Below are 21,165 nucleotides of genomic sequence, written 5' to 3'. Positions count from 1 at the left end.
TAACAATAATTGAATTTGGCGAGTCATTATGTCGAATCAGTCTCCCGTAATTATTGCTGGCGCCGGCCCGAGCGGCGGCGTACTGGCGTTGTCCCTGGCGAAGCAGGGCATTCCTGTGCTGCTGCTGGAAAAATGCGACAAGTTGCCTGTCGACCTGCGTGCATCCACCTTTCATCCTCCGTCACTGGAAATGATTGCTGACCTGGATGAAGGGGTGATTGGGAAAATGCTCGAGCGCGGCCTGCGTGCGGATCGCTACCAGTATCGCGATCGTGCCACCGGTGAAGTGGCCACCTTCGATATGTCCATGATCGAGGAAGATACGCGTTTTCCGTTTCGCCTGCAGTTGGAGCAGTATGAACTGACTGGGTTTATTTGCGAGGCGCTGAAAGAATATGCCTGCGCAGAAGTACGCTTTGGTTGCGAGCTGGTGGACTACGAGCAGGACGATGGGGGCGTGACAGCGGTTGTACGCACGGCCCAGGGTGAGCAGCGTTTGGCTGGCTCCTACCTTATCGGTGCGGAAGGCGCGCGCAGTGTGGTACGCAAGCGCTCGGAGATCGGCTACTCCGGTTTCACCTACGATGAGAAGTTCCTCGTGGTTAGCACCAGCTTTCCATTCGAAGAGGTCTTTGATGACTTCTCCTATGTGAATTACGTATCCGACCCAGAAGAGTGGTGTGTAATCCTGCGTACCGACAAACTCTGGCGGGTACTGGTACCCGTGTTCCCCGCCAATGAGGCAGAAGAAAATTATTATCTTTCCGATGAGTTTGTGCAGTCGCGCCTCAAGCGCCTGCATCCGCGGGAAGAAGATTATGATGTGCATCACCGCAGTATCTATGCGGTAAACCAGCGTGTGGCCGAAACCTACTATCAAGGGCGCGCGCTACTCGTGGGCGATGCCTGCCATATCAATAATCCTCTGGGTGGTATGGGGATGAATGGTGGTCTGCACGATGCCTTCAATCTCGCGGAAAAACTCCAGAAGGTCATTCAGGAGGGCGCTGACGCGGATGCGGCGTTCTCGCTGTACGATCGCCAGCGCCGTGAGTTGGCGGTGCAGTTTGTGCAGCGCCACACCATCGAGAATAAAAAACTGATGGAAGCGCGCGATCCGAATATCCAGCGCAAGCGCCAGCAGATGCTGATGGAAACCGCCGCCGATCCGGACAAGGCCAAGGCCTTTTTGCTGGAGCGTTCCATGATCAATTGCGTGCGCGAGAGTTTGGCCGTCCAATAAAGCATACGAGGCTTAGTCTGATGACATTCCCTGAGAAAATCGATCTGTCCAAAACCCGGGAGAGATCCCAACTGAGCAATGGCCACCGCGATAACTACATCGGGCATCGCGCGAAAATTGGCGTGGTGATTCCCTCGACCAATACCTCGGTGGAATACGATTGCCAGCGCCTGTTGCCGCGCGGTGTTACCTGGCATACCACACGCTTTATGATCGACCACCCGGATCTTAGTGATGATGCCAATTTCATGCGCTTCCTTGAGCGTTTGCGTGAAACCATTGGTGACTCCATCGAGAGCCTGATGACCTGTAAGCCTGACCACGTGATGATGGGGATGTCGGCGGAGACCTTCTGGGGTGGCATCAAGGGTAATGACGGCTTTGTTGATCGTATTCAGGAATTGGTGGGTGAAGACACGGGCCTCACTACCGGAGCGAACGCGGTTATCTCGGCGCTGGAGGCGCTGGGCTTGCCGGAAGGCAAGGGCAAGACCTTGTCGATCATTACTCCGTATCAGCCGGTGGGTGACAAGAATGTTCGCTTGTTCTTTGAAGATGCGGGTTATCAAATTAAACACCTCGTTGGCCTGCGCTGTGCCAATGCCCACGATGCCATTGCTCTGGTACCGGAGCCGCATGTATTGGATATCGTGCGCGAAATTGATGGCGACGATGTGGATGCCATCGTGCAGGTGGGGACCAATCTGTCGACGGTAGGTGTGTTCCCGGCCATGGAGAAAATGCTGCAAAAGCCGGTGCTCCCTATCAACGTGGCCACCTGCTGGCATGCGCTGCGCAGCTGCGGTATTCACGATAAGTTCGACAATATGGGCTGGCTGCTCGAAGAACACTGATCGCAACACCGATAGCAATACAAGTAGCGACACAAGTAGTAACAAGGGTTTCGGGGAGACAAGGCGGCATGTATATCGCGGTAGCTATTGTGTTATTGGACATGATTGGCTTTGCCATCATGTTGCCCATCCTCGCGTACTATGCACTACAGCTCGGCGCCACACCCGGTATTGCCACGCTGTGTATGGCGTTATACGTAGTGGGCATGTTTTTCTCCACTCCCATATGGGGTCGCTTGAGCGATCGCTTTGGACGCAAGCCCATTTTGGTGGTCAGCCTGGCCGGTGCGGTTCTGGGTTACGTGCTGCTGGGCTTTGCCACAACTGTCTGGATGGTTGCCATATCGCGACTGTTTAGCGGGCTGATGGCAGGTAACCTGTCTGTGGCCCAGGCCTACGTTGCGGATGTCACCACCGATCAGGATCGCGCGAAAGCCATGGGCATGCTCGGTGCGGCCTTTGGTATCAGCTTTATCGTAGGGCCTGCACTGGGTGGTTATTTGGCCGGCGATAGCTTCGAAGATGCCAACTTGCAGCTTCCGGCCATGGTGTCTGCGGGTTTGTCGCTGTCCGCGTTACTGGTGGTGATATTTTTCCTCAAGGAAAGTTTGTCTGGTGCCGCCAAATCCAATAAGCAGACGCAATCCTTCTCGCAGCTACTGGGCTGGGTGGCCGAGCGGCGCGGCCTGTGCCTGTTGCTGGGTGCGGTGACGGTGTACAACCTGGCTGCGGGGTTCGTTGAGTCCATCTTTCCGATTTGGGCAGATGCCACGGATATTGCCCATGGCCCCAAAGATCTGGTGCCGGTATTGATCGCAGCGGGCATTGCCATGGTGATTGTGCAGGGCGGGCTTATCGGGCCTCTGTCCCGGCGTTTTGGTGAGCGCCGCCTGATGCGTGCCGGAGCTATTCTGTTCGGCATCTCAGCCATCCTGGTTACCGTGGCTGGTGGCTACGCCAGCGTCCCTGGAGTCGCCGCTGCGCTGGTGGGGCAGGGCATTGGTGCGGCGTTTGTGCTGACTTCCATGCAGTCACTCACCTCAAAAGAGGCGCAGGCAGATAACCGGGGCGCGGTCATGGGACTGTACAATGCCCTGGGCACATTTGGCCGCGGTATGGGTACAGCCATCACCGGTACCGCCTTCGCGGGTATCGGTATTCATGCGCCTTACTACATTGGCACGGCCCTGATGGGACTGTTGCTGCTGTTCGCTATAGCGCTGCGCGCACCGCGAGCCAAAGAAGCTGTGCCGGTAGTGGCAGTCGCAGAAGGTTCTTGATAATTATCATGCCGGTCAGCACGGGCGACCGGTATAACTCCGTTAAGGTTTTTCCGGAGTCGTTATGGATAATTATCAGATCGCCCGCCGCGCCCAAATCGGCGTCATCATCCCTTCCACCAATACCGGCGTCGAGTACGACCTGCAGCAGCTTAGGCTGGATGGCGTAACCTGGCATCCATCGCGGTTCTGGATCGAGTTGCGTAACTGGTCTGATGAAATGAGCCGCAGTGGTGATGATGAGAATACGGTGTTTGAGCGTTTTCTCGACATTATGCGCGGTGAAATTCCGGTCTCGATTCGCAACGTCCTGTCCGCGAAGATCTCCCACATCATGCTGGGCATGTCTGCGGAAACCTTCTGGGGTGGACTTGAGGGGAATATCGCTTTTGAGCGTGAGATCCGCGATCAGATTGGCGATCTCGGCCTGACCACCGGTGCTGGTGCTACCAAAGACGCGCTCAATTGCTTTGGTGCCAAACGCATTTCCGTGATTACGCCGTACCCGCAGGTGGGTGACGACAACGTACGCCGCTTTTTCTCTGATATCGGCTTTGAAGTAGTGAACGTCAAGGGAATGAATCGCCCCTCGGCGACTGCGATCGCCGAAACGCCTATCCAGGAAGTATTGGACGCTGTGCGCGAAGTGGATGGTGATGATGTCGACGCAATCATCCAGTGTGGTACCAATCTCTCAACGCTGGATCTTTTCCCCACCCTCGAGCATGTGCTGCAGAAACCCCTGATCCCGATCAACATTGCGACAGTTTGGCATGCCCTTCGCGCGTGTGGCATTGAGGACAAAATCACGGGTAAAGGTTTTTTACTAGAACAGTTCTAGGAAATCTACGTTCAATGTGGTGCTTGTGTTTATGGCTTTCCGTTGTTGGAGCTTGTGGTGTTCAGATAGCGTAAGGTGGGGTGTAGCGGCCCCGATGACTCCAGAAAACACTTGAAAAGATATAAAAGTATAACATAATAACATTTGCCGGGATTACGATGTCTTTTGTAGTCTCGGAGTGGCCAATCGCTAGCGGTATCAGGTTAGCCAGGTAACGAGCAGTAAAACAATAAAGAATGATCTGGAGGGGCTATGTTCAATCGTAATCAACTCTCTCTCGCTGTTGCCGCTTGCGTCGCTGTGCAAGGCGCCATGGCAGACACAGAGCAGACTCGGCAGGTAAAGGCCGCGCGTGGTGACGACTTCGCCATTGAGGAAGTTGTGGTAACTGCGCGGAAACGGGAGGAGTCTCTGCAAACGGTTCCGGTGGCAGTAGACGTGCTGACCGGGGTACAGATGCAGGAAAAAGGTATTTCGGCGCTTGAGGGCGTTGCCCGGTACACTGCTGGACTGGACTTCGAAACCGGACTGTTGCCCAACGATACTCGAATTTCTCTGCGCGGGCTGTCGAATTCCCGAGGCCGTTCCAATGTTGCGCTATTGATTGATGGAATTGATGTATCGTCCGAATCCATGACCACTGGAGGTAGCGGCAACGGTCCTAATCTTGACCTGTTCGATCTGGAACGTGTGGAGGTTGTAAAGGGGCCGCAAAGTGCGGTGTATGGTCGCTCAGCGTTTTCTGGCGCCGTGAATTATATTACCAAGCGCCCCGGCGAAGAGTCGGAAGTTCGCTTTGCAGCGGATGCTACCGAGCATGGCTATAGTAAAATTCAGGCGAGCGGCAGCATGCCGATCGTGCCGGGTATTTTGGCCGCTTCACTCAATGTGGCTAAAACAGAATTTGACGGCTATTACAAGAATCCCAATACGTCAGGTGACCTCGGTAGCGTAGACTCTGATGGCGTTGCCGCAGCGTTGAACTGGACGCCTGACGAACAATTTTCCGCATACTGGCGTGCTGAATATAGCGAGGCTAAATATTCTCAGCGACCAATTGTCCAACGACAGTCAGTCTCACATACGGGTTCCTCTCCCTTTGATTTTGCGCTTCTGGGTTCCGTCAGCCCTTACGCAGAAATTCGACCGATCGCGGGCACTGGTACTACCGAGGCCGACTGTGCGATGTCTTCTCCGTATGCCCACCTCGTTGGCGGTTCAGCTGCCTGCGGTGCGGTTATTGTGGGAGAGTTGAGTGGCGCTTCGGAAGGTGAAATTGACCTGTCACCTGACCCGCTTACCGGTCGCGATTTTGCGGGCACGTCCGTACGTGGTGCGCGGACTTCGTTAGAACTGAAACTCGAGATGGATAGTTTTGAGTTCCTGTCGCTCACAGGAGCCAACTACAATGACTCCCGCACCCAGTCGGATTTTGATCGCACTAACTTTACGTTGCAGTCACTCGGGCCTGGTTCCGGTATGTTTATTCCACCCGGTTTTCCTGGTGAATACACTCAGTATGGGGTGAACGCGAATAGCAATACCAGTTTCGACTCGGCTCAATTCAGTCAGGAGTTCCGCCTGTCTGGCAGTTCCGACAAGCTCGACTGGTTGGCAAGCGCCCTCTATTGGTCTGAAACGATGGATACGTTGATGAACCAACAGTGGTGGCTACGCGAAGGCGTCGACAAGACCTTTTGGGATGCCTATCTCGATCAATGGATGGGCGGTTTTGGGTTGGTGAATCACAGTACCTCACCGACACCGTTGCCTATCCCCATGACCCGCGATACCGATCACCTCTCTTTGGCCTTCGCCTTAAATTACAACATTGCGGATAACTGGCGCCTGACCGCAGAAGGGCGTTATCTGGAAGAAGATATTGATTACCGCAGTGTGCCATTGAGTACCCAGTTTAATGGCCTGATGGGGATTCCGGTCCTGGATCCGGTCACTTTCATGCCCACCGATCCAGGCGTCCAAACCTATTCCCGTACTGATAGTTCCTTCGTACCGCGGGTAAGTGTGGACTGGCAGGCACTGGATAACCTGATGGTGTACGCGTCCTTCTCGGAGGGCTTTAAACCCGGCGGTATGTCTACCGCAGATGGCGATGGCATCATCACGACAGGTGAATACAAGCCGGAAGAGCTTTCGGTTTATGAGGCGGGCTTCAAGAGTAATGTTCTTGATAATCGGCTGCAGCTTAACGGCGCGATTTATTTGTATGACTATACGAATCAGCAGATTTCCCACTTCGTATTTGATCCAAATACCGGCACCCAAAATTCAGTGGTTACCAATGCCGGTAAAAGCGAATTGCAGGGTCTTGAGCTAAGCGCCATCTATCGCCCGACGATCAACTGGACCTTTCTTGCCAGCTATGTACTGAGCGATACGGAGGTAAAAGACTATACGATCGCCGATGTGGGCCGTCCGGGCACGCTAGATAAATTGTGGACAGGCACTGCCGAGGGTGACTACTCCGGAACACAGTTCTTAAATTCCGCTAAACATGCGTCCATGCTGTCTGCTCGATACGATGGTGAGTTTGCCAATGGCGTCGGATATTTCACGGAACTTTTGGGTAACTATGAATCGGAACGTTACCTCGATCGTGGCAATAACGCTTGGTTGCCGGAATACTGGCTGGTGGATTTTCAGGGAGGCCTGAACTTCGATAGTTTCGATCTGGTGTTCTACGTGAACAATCTATTGGATGACGACAAAGTGAAGACTGGGCTTACCAATGTGGATTACGGGCATCTTCCCGGGGCTGCCTTCACACCACAGGGCATAGAGCTGCTTTTGCCAGACCCACGAACCGCCGGTCTACGATTGAGCTATACGTTCTAAGCAACATGAATGCGCCCGTGACATGGAAGTATATTGCGGGCGTCATTTCCGAGCCAAAAATTGGAATAGAACAAGCTTTATACCGTATAAAAACAAATAGATAGTAATTACAAGAGGTAACTGCAATGACCATCTCTGCAATTGAATCTCCGCCGTTGGAGAAGTCGCGACTATATAGTGCACCTGCATTAGGTGTGCTCGCCTTGGGCTGGGTTATTCTGGAAAAGATGGTCGCCCATATGTACCTCGTTACCTTAATTTACGCCGGTATACCTTCTACGATCGCCTACGCTGTAGCGTTTGTGGTTGGTATGCTCGGTTTGATCATGGTATGGAAGGGGCTGGAACAAAACGAGGTTCGTGGCACCTGGATGGGGTTTGTCGGTGGCTCACTTGTCTGGGTGTTCTGGTTTGAGATGTATCTGCACTTTATTGGGGCTGAAAACAACTTTGCCCTGGCGATGACTGAATCTGGTCCAGAGTACCTGTTGAAATCCGATGTCGCCGCCTTGTTTGCGGGTGATTCCTCCATACCCAGGCCCTATTTTATGGGCGAGCACGTGTTTTTACAGAGCAGTACGCTCTTCTGTTTTATGCTCATGATTTATATGGGTATGAACAAGGATATCCGTTGCCGACTGATTCTTTGGGTCCGCAAGATTTTCGGGCTGCGCCCCGGTAAACCTACAAAAGGTTACAAGCCTCAATATGCCCGCGTTGCCGCTACAGAATTACTTTTCGTCAACTGGTTCATGTACACCTTGATGTTGGCGGTCAATGATGAACGAATTCTCGGCCTACACCATCCGGTGAATTATGTGGCTTTCGCATTGGTAGTACTTTGGTCTGCGATCATTATTGCCAAACAGTTCAAGCAAAAAGAAGCAGGGCTGGCTATTCGTTACGCCATCGCCGTAGGCGGCGTTTTCTGGTATTTACCAGAGCAGATGGTACTTTGGGAAATTTTCCGGGAACCCTGGGTCTACTATAACGAGTTCCCAGTGACGGCCTCCGTTATTCTCCTTGCCTATATAGGGTTGATGGTTTTCTTCTGGAAAACACCAGTGAATCCGGAAACCGGCAAGTCTCTCTAGCTGCAATCCCGTACCTTCCGCATATCCATAGAATCTTCACCTCTATCGCATTGCGATAGTCATAGTGGATCGGAAGGTACGGCGAACCTAGCTACTTTTATGTACTCATTAGAATAGTCTTAGGAGTTGTCCTATGGGCAAGGCGCTGAATGGCATTCGTATATTGGATTTAACCCATATGCTTTCTGGGCCCTATGGGGCGATGTTGCTCGCTGACCTGGGTGCGGACCTGATCAAAGTTGAGCCGCTGGCGGGCGAGGGTACGCGTAAACTTCTTGCAGGTGATCCCGAAAACTCTATCGATGGGTTTGGCGCTTACTATCTGACCCTGAACCGCAACAAGCGCAGTGTGGCGCTGAACCTTAAGAGCGAGCGCGGCCGTCAGATTTTTTATGATCTGGTAAAGCAGGCGGATGTGGTTATCAGCAATTTTGGCCCCGGTGTTCCGGAGCGCCTGGGGATCGATTACGCCTCACTCAATGCAATTAATCCTCGCATCATCACCTGTTGTGTGTCGGGCTTTGGCTCTGACGGCCCGGGGGCCAAGCGTCCGGCGTTTGACCAGGTAGCACAGGCCTACGGTGGCGGTATGTCGATTACCGGTGAAGACCCGGCAAACCCAGTGCGCGCTGGTATCCCCATTGGCGACCTGGGTGGTGGCATGTTCGCGGTCATGGGTATTCTGGCAGCGATTACCGAGCGCGCTACGAGCGGCGAGGGCCAGCATGTAGATATTTCCATGGTGGATTGCCAGATATCCATGCTGAATTACATGGCCACCATGCATTTCCTGAGCGGCAAAAATCCATACCCGATCGGCAATGCGCATTTTGTGCACGTGCCGTACAACAGCTTCGCGACGTCCGATGGCTTCGTGATTATCGCGGTGATTACCGATAATTTCTGGCAGAACCTGAAGCCGGTGGTACAGGTGCCGGAGTTTGACGATCCAAAATACGATGGGCAGCCGGGACGCTTTGCTGACAAAACGTTTATTGACGAAAAACTCGCGGAAATTTTTGCCACTGACACCACGGATGCATGGCTGGAAAAGCTGGAAGCGCAGCGCATACCGTGTGCACCGATTAACAACCTGGAGCGAGCACTGAACGATCCGCAGGTGTTGCATCGCAATATGGTGGTGGATATCGCGCACCCCAATGGCAAGAAAACCAAGGCGCCAGGGAATCCGATCAAACTGTCCCGAACCCATGAGGACACCTTCTCGCCCGCACCACATATCGGTGAGCACACGGATCAGATCCTGAGTGAACTGTGTGGCTATACCCAGGCCGATATCGATGCACTGAAAAACGATGGCGATGCGGCTTGAGTCGGAAACAACGGAGCTGACCGATGCGTGAAAAGGTACTGATCAACGACGTGGGCCCGCGGGACGGATTGCAGAATCAGCAGCGGGTTCTGCGGGTTGAGCAACGGGTGCAAATAATCCGAGGCTTGCTAAATGCCGGCGTCCGCTCGGTGGAAGCCGGGGCATTTGTGTCGCCAAAGGCGGTACCGGCGATGGCCCATACCGATCAGGTGCTCGCCGGAATTACCGGTGACTCCGGTGTCGATCGTCAGGTGCTGATTCCCAATGCCAAGGGTTATGAATTGGCCCGCGATGCCGGTGCGAACACGGTGGTGCTGGTGATCTGCGCCACAGAGACCATGAATCAGCGCAATGTGCGCATGTCTGTTGAAGATTCACTGGCACAAGCGCAGGGTATTTTCCAGGCAGCACAGGCGGACAGTATCCGTGCAGTGGGGTGTATTGCTGTGGCTTGGCAGTGTCCGTTCGAGGGCGCTACGGATCCGGGTAAGGTAATAGATCTTGCCGGGCGGCTATTCGAGTTAGGTGCGGACGATGTGAATATTGCAGACACCATTGGTGCTGCCAACCCGATGGCTGTGCGCAGCTTGATGGGCGCGCTGGCACGGGAATATGGGACGCAGCGTCTGGCCTGCCATTTTCACGATACCCGGGCGTTGGCGCTCGGAAATATCTACGCTGCACTGGATGCGGGTGTGCGCAAGTTTGACAGCGCCATCGGCGGAATCGGGGGTTGTCCATTCGCCCCGGGCGCCACCGGTAATGCCGCCAGCGAAGATGTGGTTATGCTACTTGAGCAGATGGGGTTCGATACGGGGATCGACCTGACTGCGTTGATGGAAGTTGGCAGCATGGTAGGATCAATGCTTGATGTGCCCACCGGGGGCAGGGCGGATACCTGGCGACGATTGCAAGTTGAAAAAGGCGCGCCACTGACCTGAGGTTGGTTGATGCGTGTTGGTTTTATCGGCGTGTGAATGACAAACTGTGTGTGGCTGATGTAACCCCTGAATCGATATTCCTTTTACACCAAGGAGAGCTCTGTAATGATCAATCGAATCCTATGTGGTTGTTTTGCCGGGCTTGTCGCCCTCTACGGCGGCGCGGTTGTTGCTGAAACGACAGAAGCCGCTGAAGACGTTTCTGTTGAGGTATCTGGTGGTGAAGAATCTGGTGCTGAAGTTTCTGGTGAGTCTATTGATGAGAACACCGCAGCCGTAAAGCTCACCATCGCCAATATCCAGTCCCAAGTCGGGAAGCTGTATATCTCCGTATACGATTCCAAAGACACTTTTCTTGGTGACACAAAAGTTTATGCCCAAGAAGCCGGCCTGGAAAACCTGCAAGACGGTCAGCTTGAAGTGTTATTGACTCTGCCGTATGGCGCCTTCGCAATTAGTGTCCACCATGACGACAATGCAAACGGTGAAATGGACCGGAATTTTATCGGTATCCCGAAAGAGCCGGTGGGCTTGTCTAATGGACATGTGCCAAAGTTTGGCCCGCCCAAATTCTCCAAGGCAGTGATCGAAATTTCACAGCCCGAGCAGCAGACATTTATTGCGCTGGTCGATTAATGCTGTTGGGCGCATTAGCGCCCACCCAGTGGATCCTGCGGAGAAAGGCCAACCACCCGGGCTCCAGTAAAGAATTCGATGGATTGCCCATGCCCCTCTTCACCAAGCCCTGACAGCCCCCAGGCGCCGCGCGGCGTACCCTCACCGATACTCAGCAGGCTGTAGCCGTTAATCTTGACCCCACCGGTACGCATCTTGCGCGCAAACGCAAAGGCCTTTTCTTCATTCTCACTATAGACATAGCCGGCAAGACCAAGGTCGGTGCCGTTGGCCAGGGCGAGTGCTTCGCTGTCATCACGGAATGTGTGAATTGTGGCAACGGGGCCAAAAATCTCCTCGCGGGTATCCTCAGGGCGACAACCGTCGATCAGGGTCGGCGCAATAAAGTTACCGTCCAGCTGTGGTAAGGGTGTCGCCGTCAGTACTTCTCCACCGCAACTCCGCAAACGCTCAATGTCCGATTGCACCTGCTCAAAGTGACCGCGGTGTACCAGCGGCCCCATATCACTTTCCTCATCGAGGGAGTGGCCGATACGAATATTCGCCAGCTGGCTCATAACCTTATCCAGCAGGCGATCTTTCACTGATTCGTGTACCAGAAGGCGCCCAAGCGCACGGCACCACTGTCCATTGAGGTTCGTCATCCCGTAAACGATGCCGGTAGCGGCGAGATCCAGGTCGGCATCGGCAAATATAACCAGCTGGTTGTTGCCGCCGAGCTCCAGTTGCGTTGGTACGAAGTCGTCTGCACATGCACGCGCGATGGCGCGCCCACCGGCAAGTCCACCGGTAAAGGACACGGCCTTGATGCGCGGGTCTTCCACCAGCTGAGCGCCGACGGATCGATCTCCCAGTGTCAGCTGAAATACACCTTTGGGCAATCCTGCCCGATCTGCAGCGCGCGCCATCATGATGGCGGAATGCGGAGTGAACTCGGAAGGTTTGAGAATACACGGCGCGCCCGCGGCGAGGGCACTCGCTACTTTGTGAGAGCCGATCGCGGTTGGGCCATTCCATGGTGCAATCAGCAGTGCGGGGCCCCATGGGCGGCGCAGATAGTCTACCGAGCCGCGCGGGCCGGGGACTTGTTTGTCCAGATGTCCTTCGCGCAGATAAGCAGCCGCGCCGCGGAATACGAACGGCAGCATCTGCGCCATTTTTCGGGTGGTGCGCACTATCGCGCCCGAGGTGAGGCTGTCGGCGATACTGATGGTTTCTGCGTATTCCGCACTGCTTAGTTCTACCGCCATCGCTTCCAGGTGCTCTGCGCGCTCCTCAGCAGACGTATCTTCCCAGGTACCTGCCTGGTATATGCGGTCGGTGGTGGCAAGTGCGGCCTGAATCTGTTCCCGGTTGGAGTTGCGGCGTCCCTGAATGGGTTTGTCCGTATTGGCATCGTGCAAGCTGCGCTCGCGGTCGATAGCCGGTGTGGAAAATGCACCGTCGATGTAGTTTGCAAGTTCCGGAAGCGAGTAGTCACGGCTCATAATTGCGTACCGTTTTTTATTCGTATTGATATTTTTTGCCCGCCGCCAGCAGCTCGTCGGCGCCGAGCAGGTCGTTCACTGTGGCAAGATCAATCATCTGATTGCGCAGTTCGTTCAGGTGGCCACTGTGAGCTAGCTGCGCCAGCAATTTTTGTGCAGCAGGAATGAACAGGTGGAGCAGTGACGCAGGGAACAGGGCGATGCGGTAGTTCAGCGCTTGCAGTTCATCCGCCGACTGGACAGGGGATTGGCCACCTTCCACCAGGTTATGGATAAGGGGCGTTCGGCTGCCCAGACGCTCGCCAATAATCTGCATTTGTTCGAGATTTGCCGGTGCCTCAACAAAGATTGCATCGGCACCAGCCTCCAGATAGTGCTCCGCGCGCTCCAGCGCATCGTCAAACCCATTGACCCCAAGGGCATCGGTGCGGGCAAAAACCAGAGTCTCGTCGCTGTGTCGCGCGTCCAGCGCTGCGTGAATCTTGCCCACCATTTCCTGTCGGCTGATGACCTGCTTGCCACGCATATGGCCGCAGCGCTTGGGCATCAGCTGATCTTCCATTTGCAGCGCAGAGGCGCCGGCGCGCTCAAAGGTCGTCACGGTACGCTGAACATTCAACGCATTGCCAAAACCGGTATCGATATCCACGATCAGCGGCATAGGCGTGCGTTCGCGAATCACCGCGACCGATTCTGCCACCTCGGCGGCGCTGACGATGCCCATATCCGGGCGACCGAAACGGGCGAAAGACAAGCATGCCCCTGACAGGAAGGCCGCCTTGAATCCGGCTTGTTCCACCAGTCGGGCACTCAGACCATCATAGATCCCGGGTACGGAAAGTACCTGATCTCCGGCCAGTAACTGCCTCAATGAATCCGACATGCTTGCCTCTTGCTCTTACTCTTGGTCTTGCTTCTGCTCTTGGCGAGGAAAGTTATTCGCTGCGCTCTTCGGCACACAGAATGCGCACCAGGCGATCTGCCAGCGGCTTGCCGACCAGTCGCTCGGCGATCGGGTTGGCCGGGTCAAGGTGCACGATATTGCGGCGGATTAATTCGTCGCGCTGTTTCAGTTGCGCGCGTGTTTCCGCATCCTGTACCGCCTTTGCTTCGTGAACCAGTTTCAGCCAGTGATCTACGTAGGCGAAAATTTTCGGCTCCACTTTTTCGCGGTAGAAGTCCAGCGGAACGATACCGGCCAGTGCCACAGGCGACAGAGAACCGCGGATAAACGGCATTGCCGCATTAAAAGGCTTTACGCCGGCCTCGAAAAGTTCTGCCTGCAGGCTCATGTAAATGTCATTCAGGGGCGTCAGGTATTTCTGCAAATGCTCCGGGTAGCTCAGCGGCTCGTAGCGTGGCATCGGGTCAATATAGAAAAACGCATCGGGCAGGGTGCCAAACGCCATACCCAGATGGGGTACATCCACCGAGTCGTCCAGATAGATGGTCAGGTGGATATTGGTAAACGTATTCTGCGGCGTGCCGATATTGGAGTGGATGATCCAGTCCACCGGGGATTGGTCGCCGGTGAAAGTGCGCATGCGGCCAATGTGTTCGCCCTTCAGGTTGTCGAAGTTGTGCAGGTCCGCGCAGCGGAGGTCTTCTTTCAGCGACAGGCTGCTCTGAATCTTTTCCCAAATCCGATCGCGGGTCGTCATAACCGCGTCAAAGGTTTCGCTGGTGTCGATATTTACATCGCCGGCGAGATGGGCGACAAATTCTTCTGTCAGATTTTCAGTGTTTTCCATATCAATAGCTCTCTATTGGCTGGTTGCAACGGCAGAGACGGTCGACGACTCAGGTGTTGTGGTTTGACGAGTTAGCCGCTTGCTGAGCCAAATACTCCAGATGCAAACGGTAAAATTGAGAAATCCGAACAGCACGAAGGGCGCGCTGGGTGAAACTTTCGCGAATAGAACACCGCCGCCAGAGGTGCCGAGTAAAATACCAAATGCACCGGCAACGCCGAAGAAACCAATGGTCGCACCGCGGTAGGCTTCCGGTGCCTGCTGGCCCACCAGTGCCTGACTGCTGACGAAAGCACTGATTTCGGCAATACCCATCACAAACAGCAGACCGATCACCCAGTTGGCGGTCGGGTCCTGGATCAGGAATACCGCACTGTACACAATCGCGGCGAGCCCGGACGCCAGGGCGACAGCGTTTACCCGCGAGGTGCGGTCCGCAATGCGCCCCATAATCACCGAGCCCAGCAGGGCCCCGGCGACGGTTGCCAGTACCCGCGGTACCGCCAGTTGAAACATTGCCTCACTGGCGGTCATGCCGAGTTCGCGCGTGCCGTATTGCACCAGCCAAAGGGAGATAAAGGCTCCGGTTACCGCAAGGTCGCCACGGGAAATAAAAGCCGCACCGTAGGAAAGGGCAGTCTGCGGATCGCGCGCAGCCTTGAGGCCGCCGAACAGTGTTTGCACCAGCGACTCTCTGGCCGCAGAGGCAGTCTGAATAACTCTCGGTGCCAGCCCGGTCAGCGCCACAACCGCAGCGACGATTCCCAGTGCGCCGCCTACGGCAAATGTCAGTTGTTGCGCTGCCAGTTCATCCATGCCGCGCCCACTGAAGACTTGCGGAAGGCTGGCGAGAATAGGGGGAATAAAGGCACCCAGCGTCGCGGCCAGGGCTTGCAGGCCATTGGCGCGGCCGCGGGAAGATTCGCTCGCGTAGTCGGCAACCACCGTCACCATCATTCCGATCATCGCGGCACTGCCAACGGCGACCAGCAGACGGTAGGCGAACAACTGCGTAATCGAACTGGCGTGGGGGTAGAGGACAAAGCCAATTCCGGTGAGGGCGAGACCGAACACGTAGACCGGTCGGCGGCCGATACGGTCAGACAGTGCTCCCGCAGAGCCAAGCAGCAGAATGAACACAAGCTCCTGCATGGCACTGAGGTAACCAGTCACCATGGCTTGGGTGTCCTGGGCAATGCCCATTACGTGGAGTAGCCCGGGCTGTAACACCGCAAGGGCTCCCGCATACCCGGAGGAAATAAATACGGCGAACAGGTAGGTGGCAAAATTGCCGCGGGAAATGCCCGCTGCCAATTGGGCACCAAGCCAGGAACGGGAAGCCTGGTGGTTCGGGGTCAGGTTTGTTGTATCCATTGTGCAGCGCCTCGCTGTTGACGGATTTTCCCAGCTGTTTTCTTTTTATTACGAGACCGCCCATGAGTCTACATGGCTACTTCAAAGCCGGTCTAAATTAGTCGGTCTAGATGGGGTAGTGTAATAAAGTTATATCAATAGTACAATTGGCTCGAAAGAGGAATTTATCCAGTGTCCCGGCGGAGAATAACTTTGCCGGGAAATAGCCATGCCGGGGGAACTATGCCTAAGGTCGCCGCACTGCAATTTGCTACCGGAACGGATGTTGATGAAAACCTAGCCACCTGTATCCGCATGATTGATCGCGCGGCTGCGGACGGGGCAAAACTGATGGTGTTGCCGGAGTTCTGTAACCGGATCTCCTGGTATCAGGATCTGGACCAGGCTTGGGATTACGCGTTGGACCTGGATGGCCCGTTCCTGCGGGCGATCGCGGAGCGCGCACGGATGCACAAGAGCTATGTGCTGATCAACGTATCGTTGCGGCGTGAGTACAGGAAAGGAGAGAAGCCGGTAATCACCGTGACCTCGCTGTTCTATGGCCCAGATGGTGATCTGCTGGGTGAGGCAGACAAGCAGAGCTTGATGGGGCATGAGAACGACTTCTTTACCCCCGCGACCCGGGCGGCGGGACTGGTGGATACGGAGCTCGGAAGAATCGGGTTTATCGCCTGTCGCGACGGCATCAGCTTTGAGCCTGCGCGACGTCTGGCATTGGCCGGCGCTGATCTGCTGTGCAACTCCCTGAATTCGTTTGCGTTTGATGAAGCGAGCCTGCATGTGCGGGCGCGTGCGGCGGAGAACCGCTTGTTTATGGTGGCGGCGAACAAGGTTGGGCCGCTGGTACCAGAGCAGGAGCTGGCACAGGTCAGTGCAATGACATCGATCCCCGAGTCGTTGCTCTACGGCGCGGGCGAAAGCCAGGTCGTCGGTGTGGATGGGCGCCCAGTGGTTGAGGGCAAGCGGGGTGTTGAGCAAGTGGTGATGGCCGAGCTGCCCGATCGAGATGCCCGGCTGCGGTTGAGCATGGGCGCGCTTGCCCGCCGTCAGTCTTCGCTTTACGAGGGGCTCAAGCAGAGTGCGTTGACGCCCTCGAGTGATGCAAAGGAAGAAGTAAAAATCGCCTTGATAAGCCCGCAGGGCACTGGTGTAGAGGCGATAGAGCGCGCCGAAGAACTGATTGTGGATCTGCCGGAAAATGTCGCGCTTGCCGTATTGCCGGCGTGTTTCCCGGTTGCGGATCCCGCACAAGATTGGGCGCGCACCATGCAGTTGTGCCGCTTGGCAGAAGAGCGCCTGGCAGAGGTAAGCCGTAAGAACGGCGTTGCCATCTGTACCAGTGTGATCGAAGAAGGTGTGCACGGCTGGCACCACGTCGGCATTCTGCTCGATGAAACTGGGCGCAGGCTGGTGCAGCCGCAATTGCATCGCTGTGCCATGGGGTTGGCGCCGGCGGGCAGTGTGTTACAGGTGTTTGACTTGCCCTGGGGGCGGGTTGCACTTTTGGTTGGGGAAGATTGTTTTTACCCAGAGCTATCCCGTATGGCGGCGCTCAAGGGCGCGCACTGTGTATTGGCGGCGCCCTCGCTGCGAGCGAGTCGCGGCAGCAGAAAAGACGAAAACGTGCCGCTACTGATGGCCGCGCGGGCTGCGGAAAACCGCATCTGTCTGGTTGCGGCAATGCCCGGTACCGATGGTGGGCTTGTTGCCAGCCTGGAGCGGGAATTTACCCTGTTGGAACCGTGGCGTGAGCGTCACTTCGACGGCAACATCAACAAGCCGATTATGACGCGCCAGCATGGGGAGCTGACGGTGGCGGCGCTGCACCCGCGTGCTGCGGTCAACAAAATGCTTTCCTCCAATACGCACCTGTTACGTGATCGTGCGCATCAGTCCACGGATCACTTACTGCAAGTCGTTGCGGACACGGTGGAATGATACCGAACGACGTTTCTTCTCTGGCAACTGGGCGCTATGAATATCAATGCGACGGCAACCCGGTACCACTTGCGGAGACATGGCAGCTGCGACAGTCTGGTAGCGGCTATGAAATCTCCAGTGAGCGCGAGGTGCCATCCCTGTCTTTGCGCATAAGTGCCTGCGTAAGCATCGATAAATCCGGCGGTATGCGGGGGCTGCTGAAATGGTGTGAGGGTGGCGACGTACCACTCGCAGTGGCGACCTACAGCAGCGACCCCAGTAATCAAGGTAAGCCCAGTAACGCGCGCTATCGTTTTCGCCGCCCGGGCTCACCAGCGCAAAGCTTTCCTGCCGATGAAATGCACTTCTTCCCCCTTATGCGGATCTTCGCGGGCCAGCTACTTACGGGGCTTGCCGCCGCTGGCGGGCGCGGGGAAATCCTAGTGCCGTGGATTCAGGACCCGGGGCAGCGAGACAAGCTGTTTATGCCGGATGTCTCCAGTCGTAGGTTGGAGTACTTGGGGCAGGAATCGGCAGGGGGATCGGTAGGGGATCCGGTAGGGGGTAGCAGCGAGCAGGTTGAGCGCTATCGCTATTCCGGCGGCCAGTATGAAAATGGTTCCGAATACCTACTGCGCGATGGCCTGCTGCGGGAGTACCGCTGGGTGCAGGGTGAAAAAGAGTGGCAGGTAAAGTTGCAAGACTTCAGGGGGCAGTGGCCGGGTGCGGTAATTTGGGGCTATGCCTGAAGGGCATAGCCCGCCGGGATTAGAACTCGTCCGCTTTCAGGTCCATCTGGTACTGGAAGCGGTCGGGGTGGTAAAGCACGTGCATCAGGTCCACCAGCTGTTCCTGGCCATTCACTTTTGCGTAGGAGCGTCGCGTCAGGCTGAGCAGTGGGGCGCCGACGGTGGTTGCCAGTTCACGCGCGCTTTCCTGCGTGGCGGCTTCGGCACTCAGGGTCTGGGTTACGTGAGAAATTTCCAAGCCCTGCTTGCGGAACACTTCGAGTCGCGGGGTTTTCTCAAACTGCTTGGCCGTCACTTTCTGTCCCAAGCCCGCGGTCCAGCTGACGTAGTAACCAAAGGGCGCTCCGTCACGAGAACGGGTACGTTCTAGTAGCAGTGCGGTGTCACCGGTTTCGAGGCCCAGCTCCTCGCGAATTTCGGCGGAGGGCTGAAGGAATTCGCAGCTGCGTACTTCAACTTCGGAGTGCCGCGCCATACTTTCGATTTCTTGCAGCATGCCTACCAGCGGGGCCTTTACGGGCTGTTGCTGATATTCATAAATGACGTGCGTGCCTTTACCGCGCCGGCGCTCCACCAGGCTCTCTGCTGCCAGCTCATCCATGGCGCGCTTGGCGGTAATACGAGATACGCTGAAGGATTCCGCCAACTGCAGTTCCGTAGGCATTTGGTCACCGTGCTCAAGGGTTCCATTTAAAATGGCATTCTTAAGCAGCGTGTAAAGCTGGAAATACAGGGGGGAATGCGACTCTTCTGACAGCGATTCTAACTGCTGCTTGCTGAAAAGCGTATTGATGGCATCCATAGCATCGAGACCTTCTGCCCGGCGAAAAGCGCTAATGATATATCATTTGATATCAAATGCCAGCCAGCGGTTACGCCGGCTCCACAATCGCCTGTTCACATTGCTGCAGAAGGGTGTGTGCAGGAGCGCTAAACACGCCCGGTTGTGCGGTAATAAATTCGAGTGCGCGTTCAAGATACGCAATTCGATGAGGTTGCCCCAACATCCACGGGTGGATGTTGAGAGCCAGAATGCGACCACCCTGGGTCTGCGCTTCAGAAAGTAGAAAACGGCACGCATCTTCCATTTGTTCTGCGTAGGAAGTTTCGGAGTGCAGGTTGTTGCGCAAGATGAACTGGTCTTCCAATTCTGTTGAAAGAGGCATCGCCCACAGCGCACCGCTGTTGGTGTTGAAGCGGAAGGGCATGTCGTCGTTTACCCAGTCACAAAAATACTCAACGCCCTGTTCTGCTAGCAGGGTGGGGGTGTTTTCGCTGTGCACTTTGCCGGGGCTCAGCCAGCCGCGAACCTCCTGCCCACTGGCTTTACGCAAGGAGCTCAGAGTGCGGGAGATCAATTCTTTTTCCACGCCTTTCGATTGCCCGCCGTAGTGGGGGCTGTCCATATTCCAGCCGTGGGCGATCACTTCGTCACCGCGTTCGCGCAGCAGGTGGAGCAGGTATGGCGCACGCTGTACCAGTTCGCCGTTCACGGCAAACGTCGGCTTGATATTGTATTTATCCAGTGCGCGCAGAATGCGGTAGATACCGACTCGGTTGCCATAGTCTCGCAGGGAAAAATGGCGCAGGTCGGGGTAGGGCATGGTCATGCCGCCGGCCGGGGGAAATGGCAGGCCGCGTTGATTGAGGGGAAAAAACTGCAGGCTGACGTTGACCCACAGCGCCAGTTTTCCCTGCTGCCAGTGTACCGGTTTGCGATTGGTCAGCATTTCCCAGGAGTAGAGATCGTGGTCCATGCCGTAGTGGCGCTCGGGGTATTGGAGGTGCTCTGGGGGCAGGGCTTTCGTATCACTCATGGCCTTTTCTCCGCTCATGGCTGTACCTCTCGAGCCGCAGTCGCATTTTTTGCTTGGATGTCTGCCCGCGCGGTGTCGTAATAATTCTGCAGGTAGTATTCGGCAATTTCGCGACCAGTGGTCACCCAAACGTCGGAGCGGCCGGTGATGTATTCGAGCGCTTCTTCAAAGGCACGCAGGCGGTGGGGGCAGCTTACCTGGTAGTTGTGCGTGGGGATGCACATCACGGTGCCACTCTCCGCACCTTCCTGATACAAACGGTCAAAATTATCTCGCAGCATCTGCCCGTAGCGACGGGGTTCCACTTTGTTGACCACGTAAGCAATGGTGTCGTTCATTTCCAGCGAATAGGGTATTGACACGAAGCGCTTGCCGCTGCGCAAGTTGATTGGCGTGGGCTGATCATCGTGGAACAGGTCGCAGGTGTAAAAGCCGCCTTCATCGCCAAACAGCTCTGTGCCGGTTTCCGCGAACAGGTCGAGGGTTTCTTCCGAATGCGAGAGCGCTGGGGCCAGGTATCCGGCGCACTTCTGGCCGGTGTGCCGATGAATCGTTTCCATCGAATCGCGAATCATGTCCCGTTCCTGTTCGCTGGACATGCCGTAGGTGTAGCGGGTGTTGTAAATCCCGTGGCTGAAGAATTCCCAGTTACGCTCTCGGCAGAGATCGATGATTTCCGGATGGTGATCGCACAGTGCCGTAGACAGCGAAATGGAGCCGCGAATCCCGTACTTGTCCAGCAGGGCCATCTGCCGCATATGCCCGACCCGGTTGCCGTAATCGCGAATGCTGTATCCCGGCACCGCAGGGCTGGGTTGCGGCCACGCTTTGCGGTGTGGGTTTGCTGGCGGGTTCAGCTCATAAAACTCAATATTTGGCGCTACCCAGAACGCTACGCGCGCTCCGTTAGGCCAGCGCAGTTTGGGTCTTTCGTGGTAGGGCCAGTAGTCGTAGAAGCCGGGGTCGGATCGCATGGTCAGCCTCGATAT

At 55.7% G+C, this 21,165-nt stretch carries 18 protein-coding genes; 11 read left to right on the top strand and 7 right to left on the bottom strand.

What is annotated here, in order from left to right:
• Positions 1 to 28 precede the first annotated feature (28 nt).
• The 9 genes from KUV22_RS04170 to KUV22_RS04130 all read left to right on the top strand — a co-directional run bounded on the left by KUV22_RS04170 (position 29) and on the right by KUV22_RS04130 (position 11,078).
• Entirely contained in the window at positions 29 to 1,243 is a 1,215-nt protein-coding gene (locus KUV22_RS04170; RefSeq protein ID WP_222228623.1) for an FAD-dependent oxidoreductase, read from the top strand.
• A gap of 20 nt (positions 1,244 to 1,263) precedes the next feature.
• Entirely contained in the window at positions 1,264 to 2,097 is an 834-nt protein-coding gene (locus KUV22_RS04165; RefSeq protein ID WP_222228621.1) for a maleate cis-trans isomerase family protein, read from the top strand.
• A 68-nt stretch (positions 2,098 to 2,165) separates the two neighbouring features.
• Positions 2,166 to 3,377: an MFS transporter gene (locus KUV22_RS04160; RefSeq protein WP_222228619.1), complete on the top strand. Its 1,212-nt coding sequence runs from the start codon at positions 2,166 to 2,168 to the stop codon at positions 3,375 to 3,377.
• A gap of 64 nt (positions 3,378 to 3,441) precedes the next feature.
• Positions 3,442 to 4,218, top strand: coding sequence for a maleate cis-trans isomerase family protein (locus tag KUV22_RS04155; protein ID WP_222228617.1), 777 nt, complete (start codon positions 3,442 to 3,444; stop codon positions 4,216 to 4,218).
• Between the two features lie 252 nt (positions 4,219 to 4,470).
• Positions 4,471 to 7,074 (top strand): TonB-dependent receptor, encoded by a 2,604-nt coding sequence (locus tag KUV22_RS04150; RefSeq protein WP_222228615.1) that lies wholly within the window; start codon positions 4,471 to 4,473, stop codon positions 7,072 to 7,074.
• Between the two features lie 125 nt (positions 7,075 to 7,199).
• Positions 7,200 to 8,168 (top strand): hypothetical protein, encoded by a 969-nt coding sequence (locus KUV22_RS04145; RefSeq protein WP_222228613.1) that lies wholly within the window; start codon positions 7,200 to 7,202, stop codon positions 8,166 to 8,168.
• Between the two features lie 133 nt (positions 8,169 to 8,301).
• On the top strand, positions 8,302 to 9,501 hold the full coding sequence (locus KUV22_RS04140; RefSeq protein ID WP_222228611.1) for a CaiB/BaiF CoA transferase family protein: 1,200 nt from the start codon (positions 8,302 to 8,304) through the stop codon (positions 9,499 to 9,501).
• 23 nt (positions 9,502 to 9,524) lie between these two features.
• Positions 9,525 to 10,442, top strand: a complete 918-nt coding sequence (locus KUV22_RS04135; protein ID WP_222228609.1) for a hydroxymethylglutaryl-CoA lyase — start codon at positions 9,525 to 9,527, stop codon at positions 10,440 to 10,442.
• Between the two features lie 105 nt (positions 10,443 to 10,547).
• A complete protein-coding gene (locus KUV22_RS04130) occupies positions 10,548 to 11,078 on the top strand; it encodes a DUF2141 domain-containing protein (protein ID WP_222228607.1) in 531 nt (176 codons plus the stop codon).
• A gap of 14 nt (positions 11,079 to 11,092) precedes the next feature.
• Here the strand turns inward: KUV22_RS04130 and KUV22_RS04125 are convergent, their stop codons facing one another.
• Genes KUV22_RS04125 through KUV22_RS04110 form a run of 4 tightly spaced genes read right to left on the bottom strand, consistent with a single transcriptional unit; the run spans position 11,093 to position 15,690 of the window.
• Positions 11,093 to 12,565, bottom strand: coding sequence for an aldehyde dehydrogenase family protein (locus KUV22_RS04125; RefSeq protein WP_222228605.1), 1,473 nt, complete (start codon positions 12,563 to 12,565; stop codon positions 11,093 to 11,095).
• Between the two features lie 16 nt (positions 12,566 to 12,581).
• Entirely contained in the window at positions 12,582 to 13,448 is an 867-nt protein-coding gene (locus KUV22_RS04120) for an isocitrate lyase/PEP mutase family protein (protein ID WP_010130698.1), read from the bottom strand.
• Positions 13,449 to 13,500: 52 nt separating this feature from the next.
• Positions 13,501 to 14,316, bottom strand: a complete 816-nt coding sequence (locus KUV22_RS04115; protein ID WP_222228603.1) for a hypothetical protein — start codon at positions 14,314 to 14,316, stop codon at positions 13,501 to 13,503.
• Between the two features lie 12 nt (positions 14,317 to 14,328).
• Complete coding sequence (locus tag KUV22_RS04110) at positions 14,329 to 15,690, bottom strand: MFS transporter (protein ID WP_222228602.1); 1,362 nt, start codon at positions 15,688 to 15,690, stop codon at positions 14,329 to 14,331.
• A 222-nt stretch (positions 15,691 to 15,912) separates the two neighbouring features.
• On the opposite strand from KUV22_RS04110, the gene KUV22_RS04105 reads away from it, so the two are divergent.
• Both KUV22_RS04105 and KUV22_RS04100 read left to right on the top strand, forming a co-directional pair.
• The gene (locus KUV22_RS04105; protein ID WP_222228601.1) at positions 15,913 to 17,628 is read left to right on the top strand and encodes a carbon-nitrogen hydrolase family protein; all 1,716 of its coding nucleotides are present in this window, start codon (positions 15,913 to 15,915) and stop codon (positions 17,626 to 17,628) included.
• Positions 17,625 to 18,359 carry a hypothetical protein gene (locus tag KUV22_RS04100; RefSeq protein WP_222228600.1) on the top strand — a complete coding sequence of 245 codons (735 nt, stop codon included), beginning with the start codon at positions 17,625 to 17,627 and terminating at the stop codon, positions 18,357 to 18,359. Before KUV22_RS04105 ends, KUV22_RS04100 begins: the two co-directional genes overlap by 4 nt.
• 19 nt (positions 18,360 to 18,378) lie before the next feature.
• On the opposite strand, the gene KUV22_RS04095 is transcribed toward KUV22_RS04100, so the two are convergent.
• The 3 genes from KUV22_RS04095 to KUV22_RS04085 form a co-directional block, all read right to left on the bottom strand.
• Positions 18,379 to 19,161 (bottom strand): GntR family transcriptional regulator, encoded by a 783-nt coding sequence (locus tag KUV22_RS04095; RefSeq protein WP_222228599.1) that lies wholly within the window; start codon positions 19,159 to 19,161, stop codon positions 18,379 to 18,381.
• A 70-nt stretch (positions 19,162 to 19,231) separates the two neighbouring features.
• Positions 19,232 to 20,176 carry a polysaccharide deacetylase family protein gene (locus KUV22_RS04090; RefSeq protein WP_261319096.1) on the bottom strand — a complete coding sequence of 315 codons (945 nt, stop codon included), beginning with the start codon at positions 20,174 to 20,176 and terminating at the stop codon, positions 19,232 to 19,234.
• A 14-nt stretch (positions 20,177 to 20,190) separates the two neighbouring features.
• Entirely contained in the window at positions 20,191 to 21,150 is a 960-nt protein-coding gene (locus KUV22_RS04085; RefSeq protein ID WP_222228597.1) for a polysaccharide deacetylase family protein, read from the bottom strand.
• Positions 21,151 to 21,165 lie beyond the last annotated feature (15 nt).

This window comes from Microbulbifer agarilyticus, from assembly GCF_019800665.1.
GTDB lineage: Bacteria > Pseudomonadota > Gammaproteobacteria > Pseudomonadales > Cellvibrionaceae > Microbulbifer > Microbulbifer agarilyticus_C.
This window is presented reverse-complemented; position numbering and strand designations above follow the sequence as displayed.

Excerpts from the sequence above, each read along its gene's own strand:
- KUV22_RS04165 (WP_222228621.1), top strand. The coding sequence starts at position 1,264 with ATGACATTCCCTGAGAAAATCGATCTGTCCAAAACCCGGGAGAGATCC.
- KUV22_RS04100 (WP_222228600.1), top strand. The coding sequence starts at position 17,625 with ATGATACCGAACGACGTTTCTTCTCTGGCAACTGGGCGCTATGAATAT.
- KUV22_RS04110 (WP_222228602.1), bottom strand. The coding sequence starts at position 15,690 with ATGGATACAACAAACCTGACCCCGAACCACCAGGCTTCCCGTTCCTGG.
- KUV22_RS04115 (WP_222228603.1), bottom strand. The coding sequence starts at position 14,316 with ATGGAAAACACTGAAAATCTGACAGAAGAATTTGTCGCCCATCTCGCC.
- KUV22_RS04160 (WP_222228619.1), top strand. The coding sequence starts at position 2,166 with ATGTATATCGCGGTAGCTATTGTGTTATTGGACATGATTGGCTTTGCC.
- KUV22_RS04150 (WP_222228615.1), top strand. The coding sequence starts at position 4,471 with ATGTTCAATCGTAATCAACTCTCTCTCGCTGTTGCCGCTTGCGTCGCT.
- KUV22_RS04145 (WP_222228613.1), top strand. The coding sequence starts at position 7,200 with ATGACCATCTCTGCAATTGAATCTCCGCCGTTGGAGAAGTCGCGACTA.
- KUV22_RS04135 (WP_222228609.1), top strand. The coding sequence starts at position 9,525 with ATGCGTGAAAAGGTACTGATCAACGACGTGGGCCCGCGGGACGGATTG.
- KUV22_RS04125 (WP_222228605.1), bottom strand. The coding sequence starts at position 12,565 with ATGAGCCGTGACTACTCGCTTCCGGAACTTGCAAACTACATCGACGGT.
- KUV22_RS04155 (WP_222228617.1), top strand. The coding sequence starts at position 3,442 with ATGGATAATTATCAGATCGCCCGCCGCGCCCAAATCGGCGTCATCATC.
- KUV22_RS04130 (WP_222228607.1), top strand. The coding sequence starts at position 10,548 with ATGATCAATCGAATCCTATGTGGTTGTTTTGCCGGGCTTGTCGCCCTC.
- KUV22_RS04095 (WP_222228599.1), bottom strand. The coding sequence starts at position 19,161 with ATGGATGCCATCAATACGCTTTTCAGCAAGCAGCAGTTAGAATCGCTG.
- KUV22_RS04085 (WP_222228597.1), bottom strand. The coding sequence starts at position 21,150 with ATGCGATCCGACCCCGGCTTCTACGACTACTGGCCCTACCACGAAAGA.
- KUV22_RS04140 (WP_222228611.1), top strand. The coding sequence starts at position 8,302 with ATGGGCAAGGCGCTGAATGGCATTCGTATATTGGATTTAACCCATATG.
- KUV22_RS04120 (WP_010130698.1), bottom strand. The coding sequence starts at position 13,448 with ATGTCGGATTCATTGAGGCAGTTACTGGCCGGAGATCAGGTACTTTCC.
- KUV22_RS04170 (WP_222228623.1), top strand. The coding sequence starts at position 29 with ATGTCGAATCAGTCTCCCGTAATTATTGCTGGCGCCGGCCCGAGCGGC.
- KUV22_RS04105 (WP_222228601.1), top strand. The coding sequence starts at position 15,913 with ATGCCTAAGGTCGCCGCACTGCAATTTGCTACCGGAACGGATGTTGAT.
- KUV22_RS04090 (WP_261319096.1), bottom strand. The coding sequence starts at position 20,176 with ATGAGTGATACGAAAGCCCTGCCCCCAGAGCACCTCCAATACCCCGAG.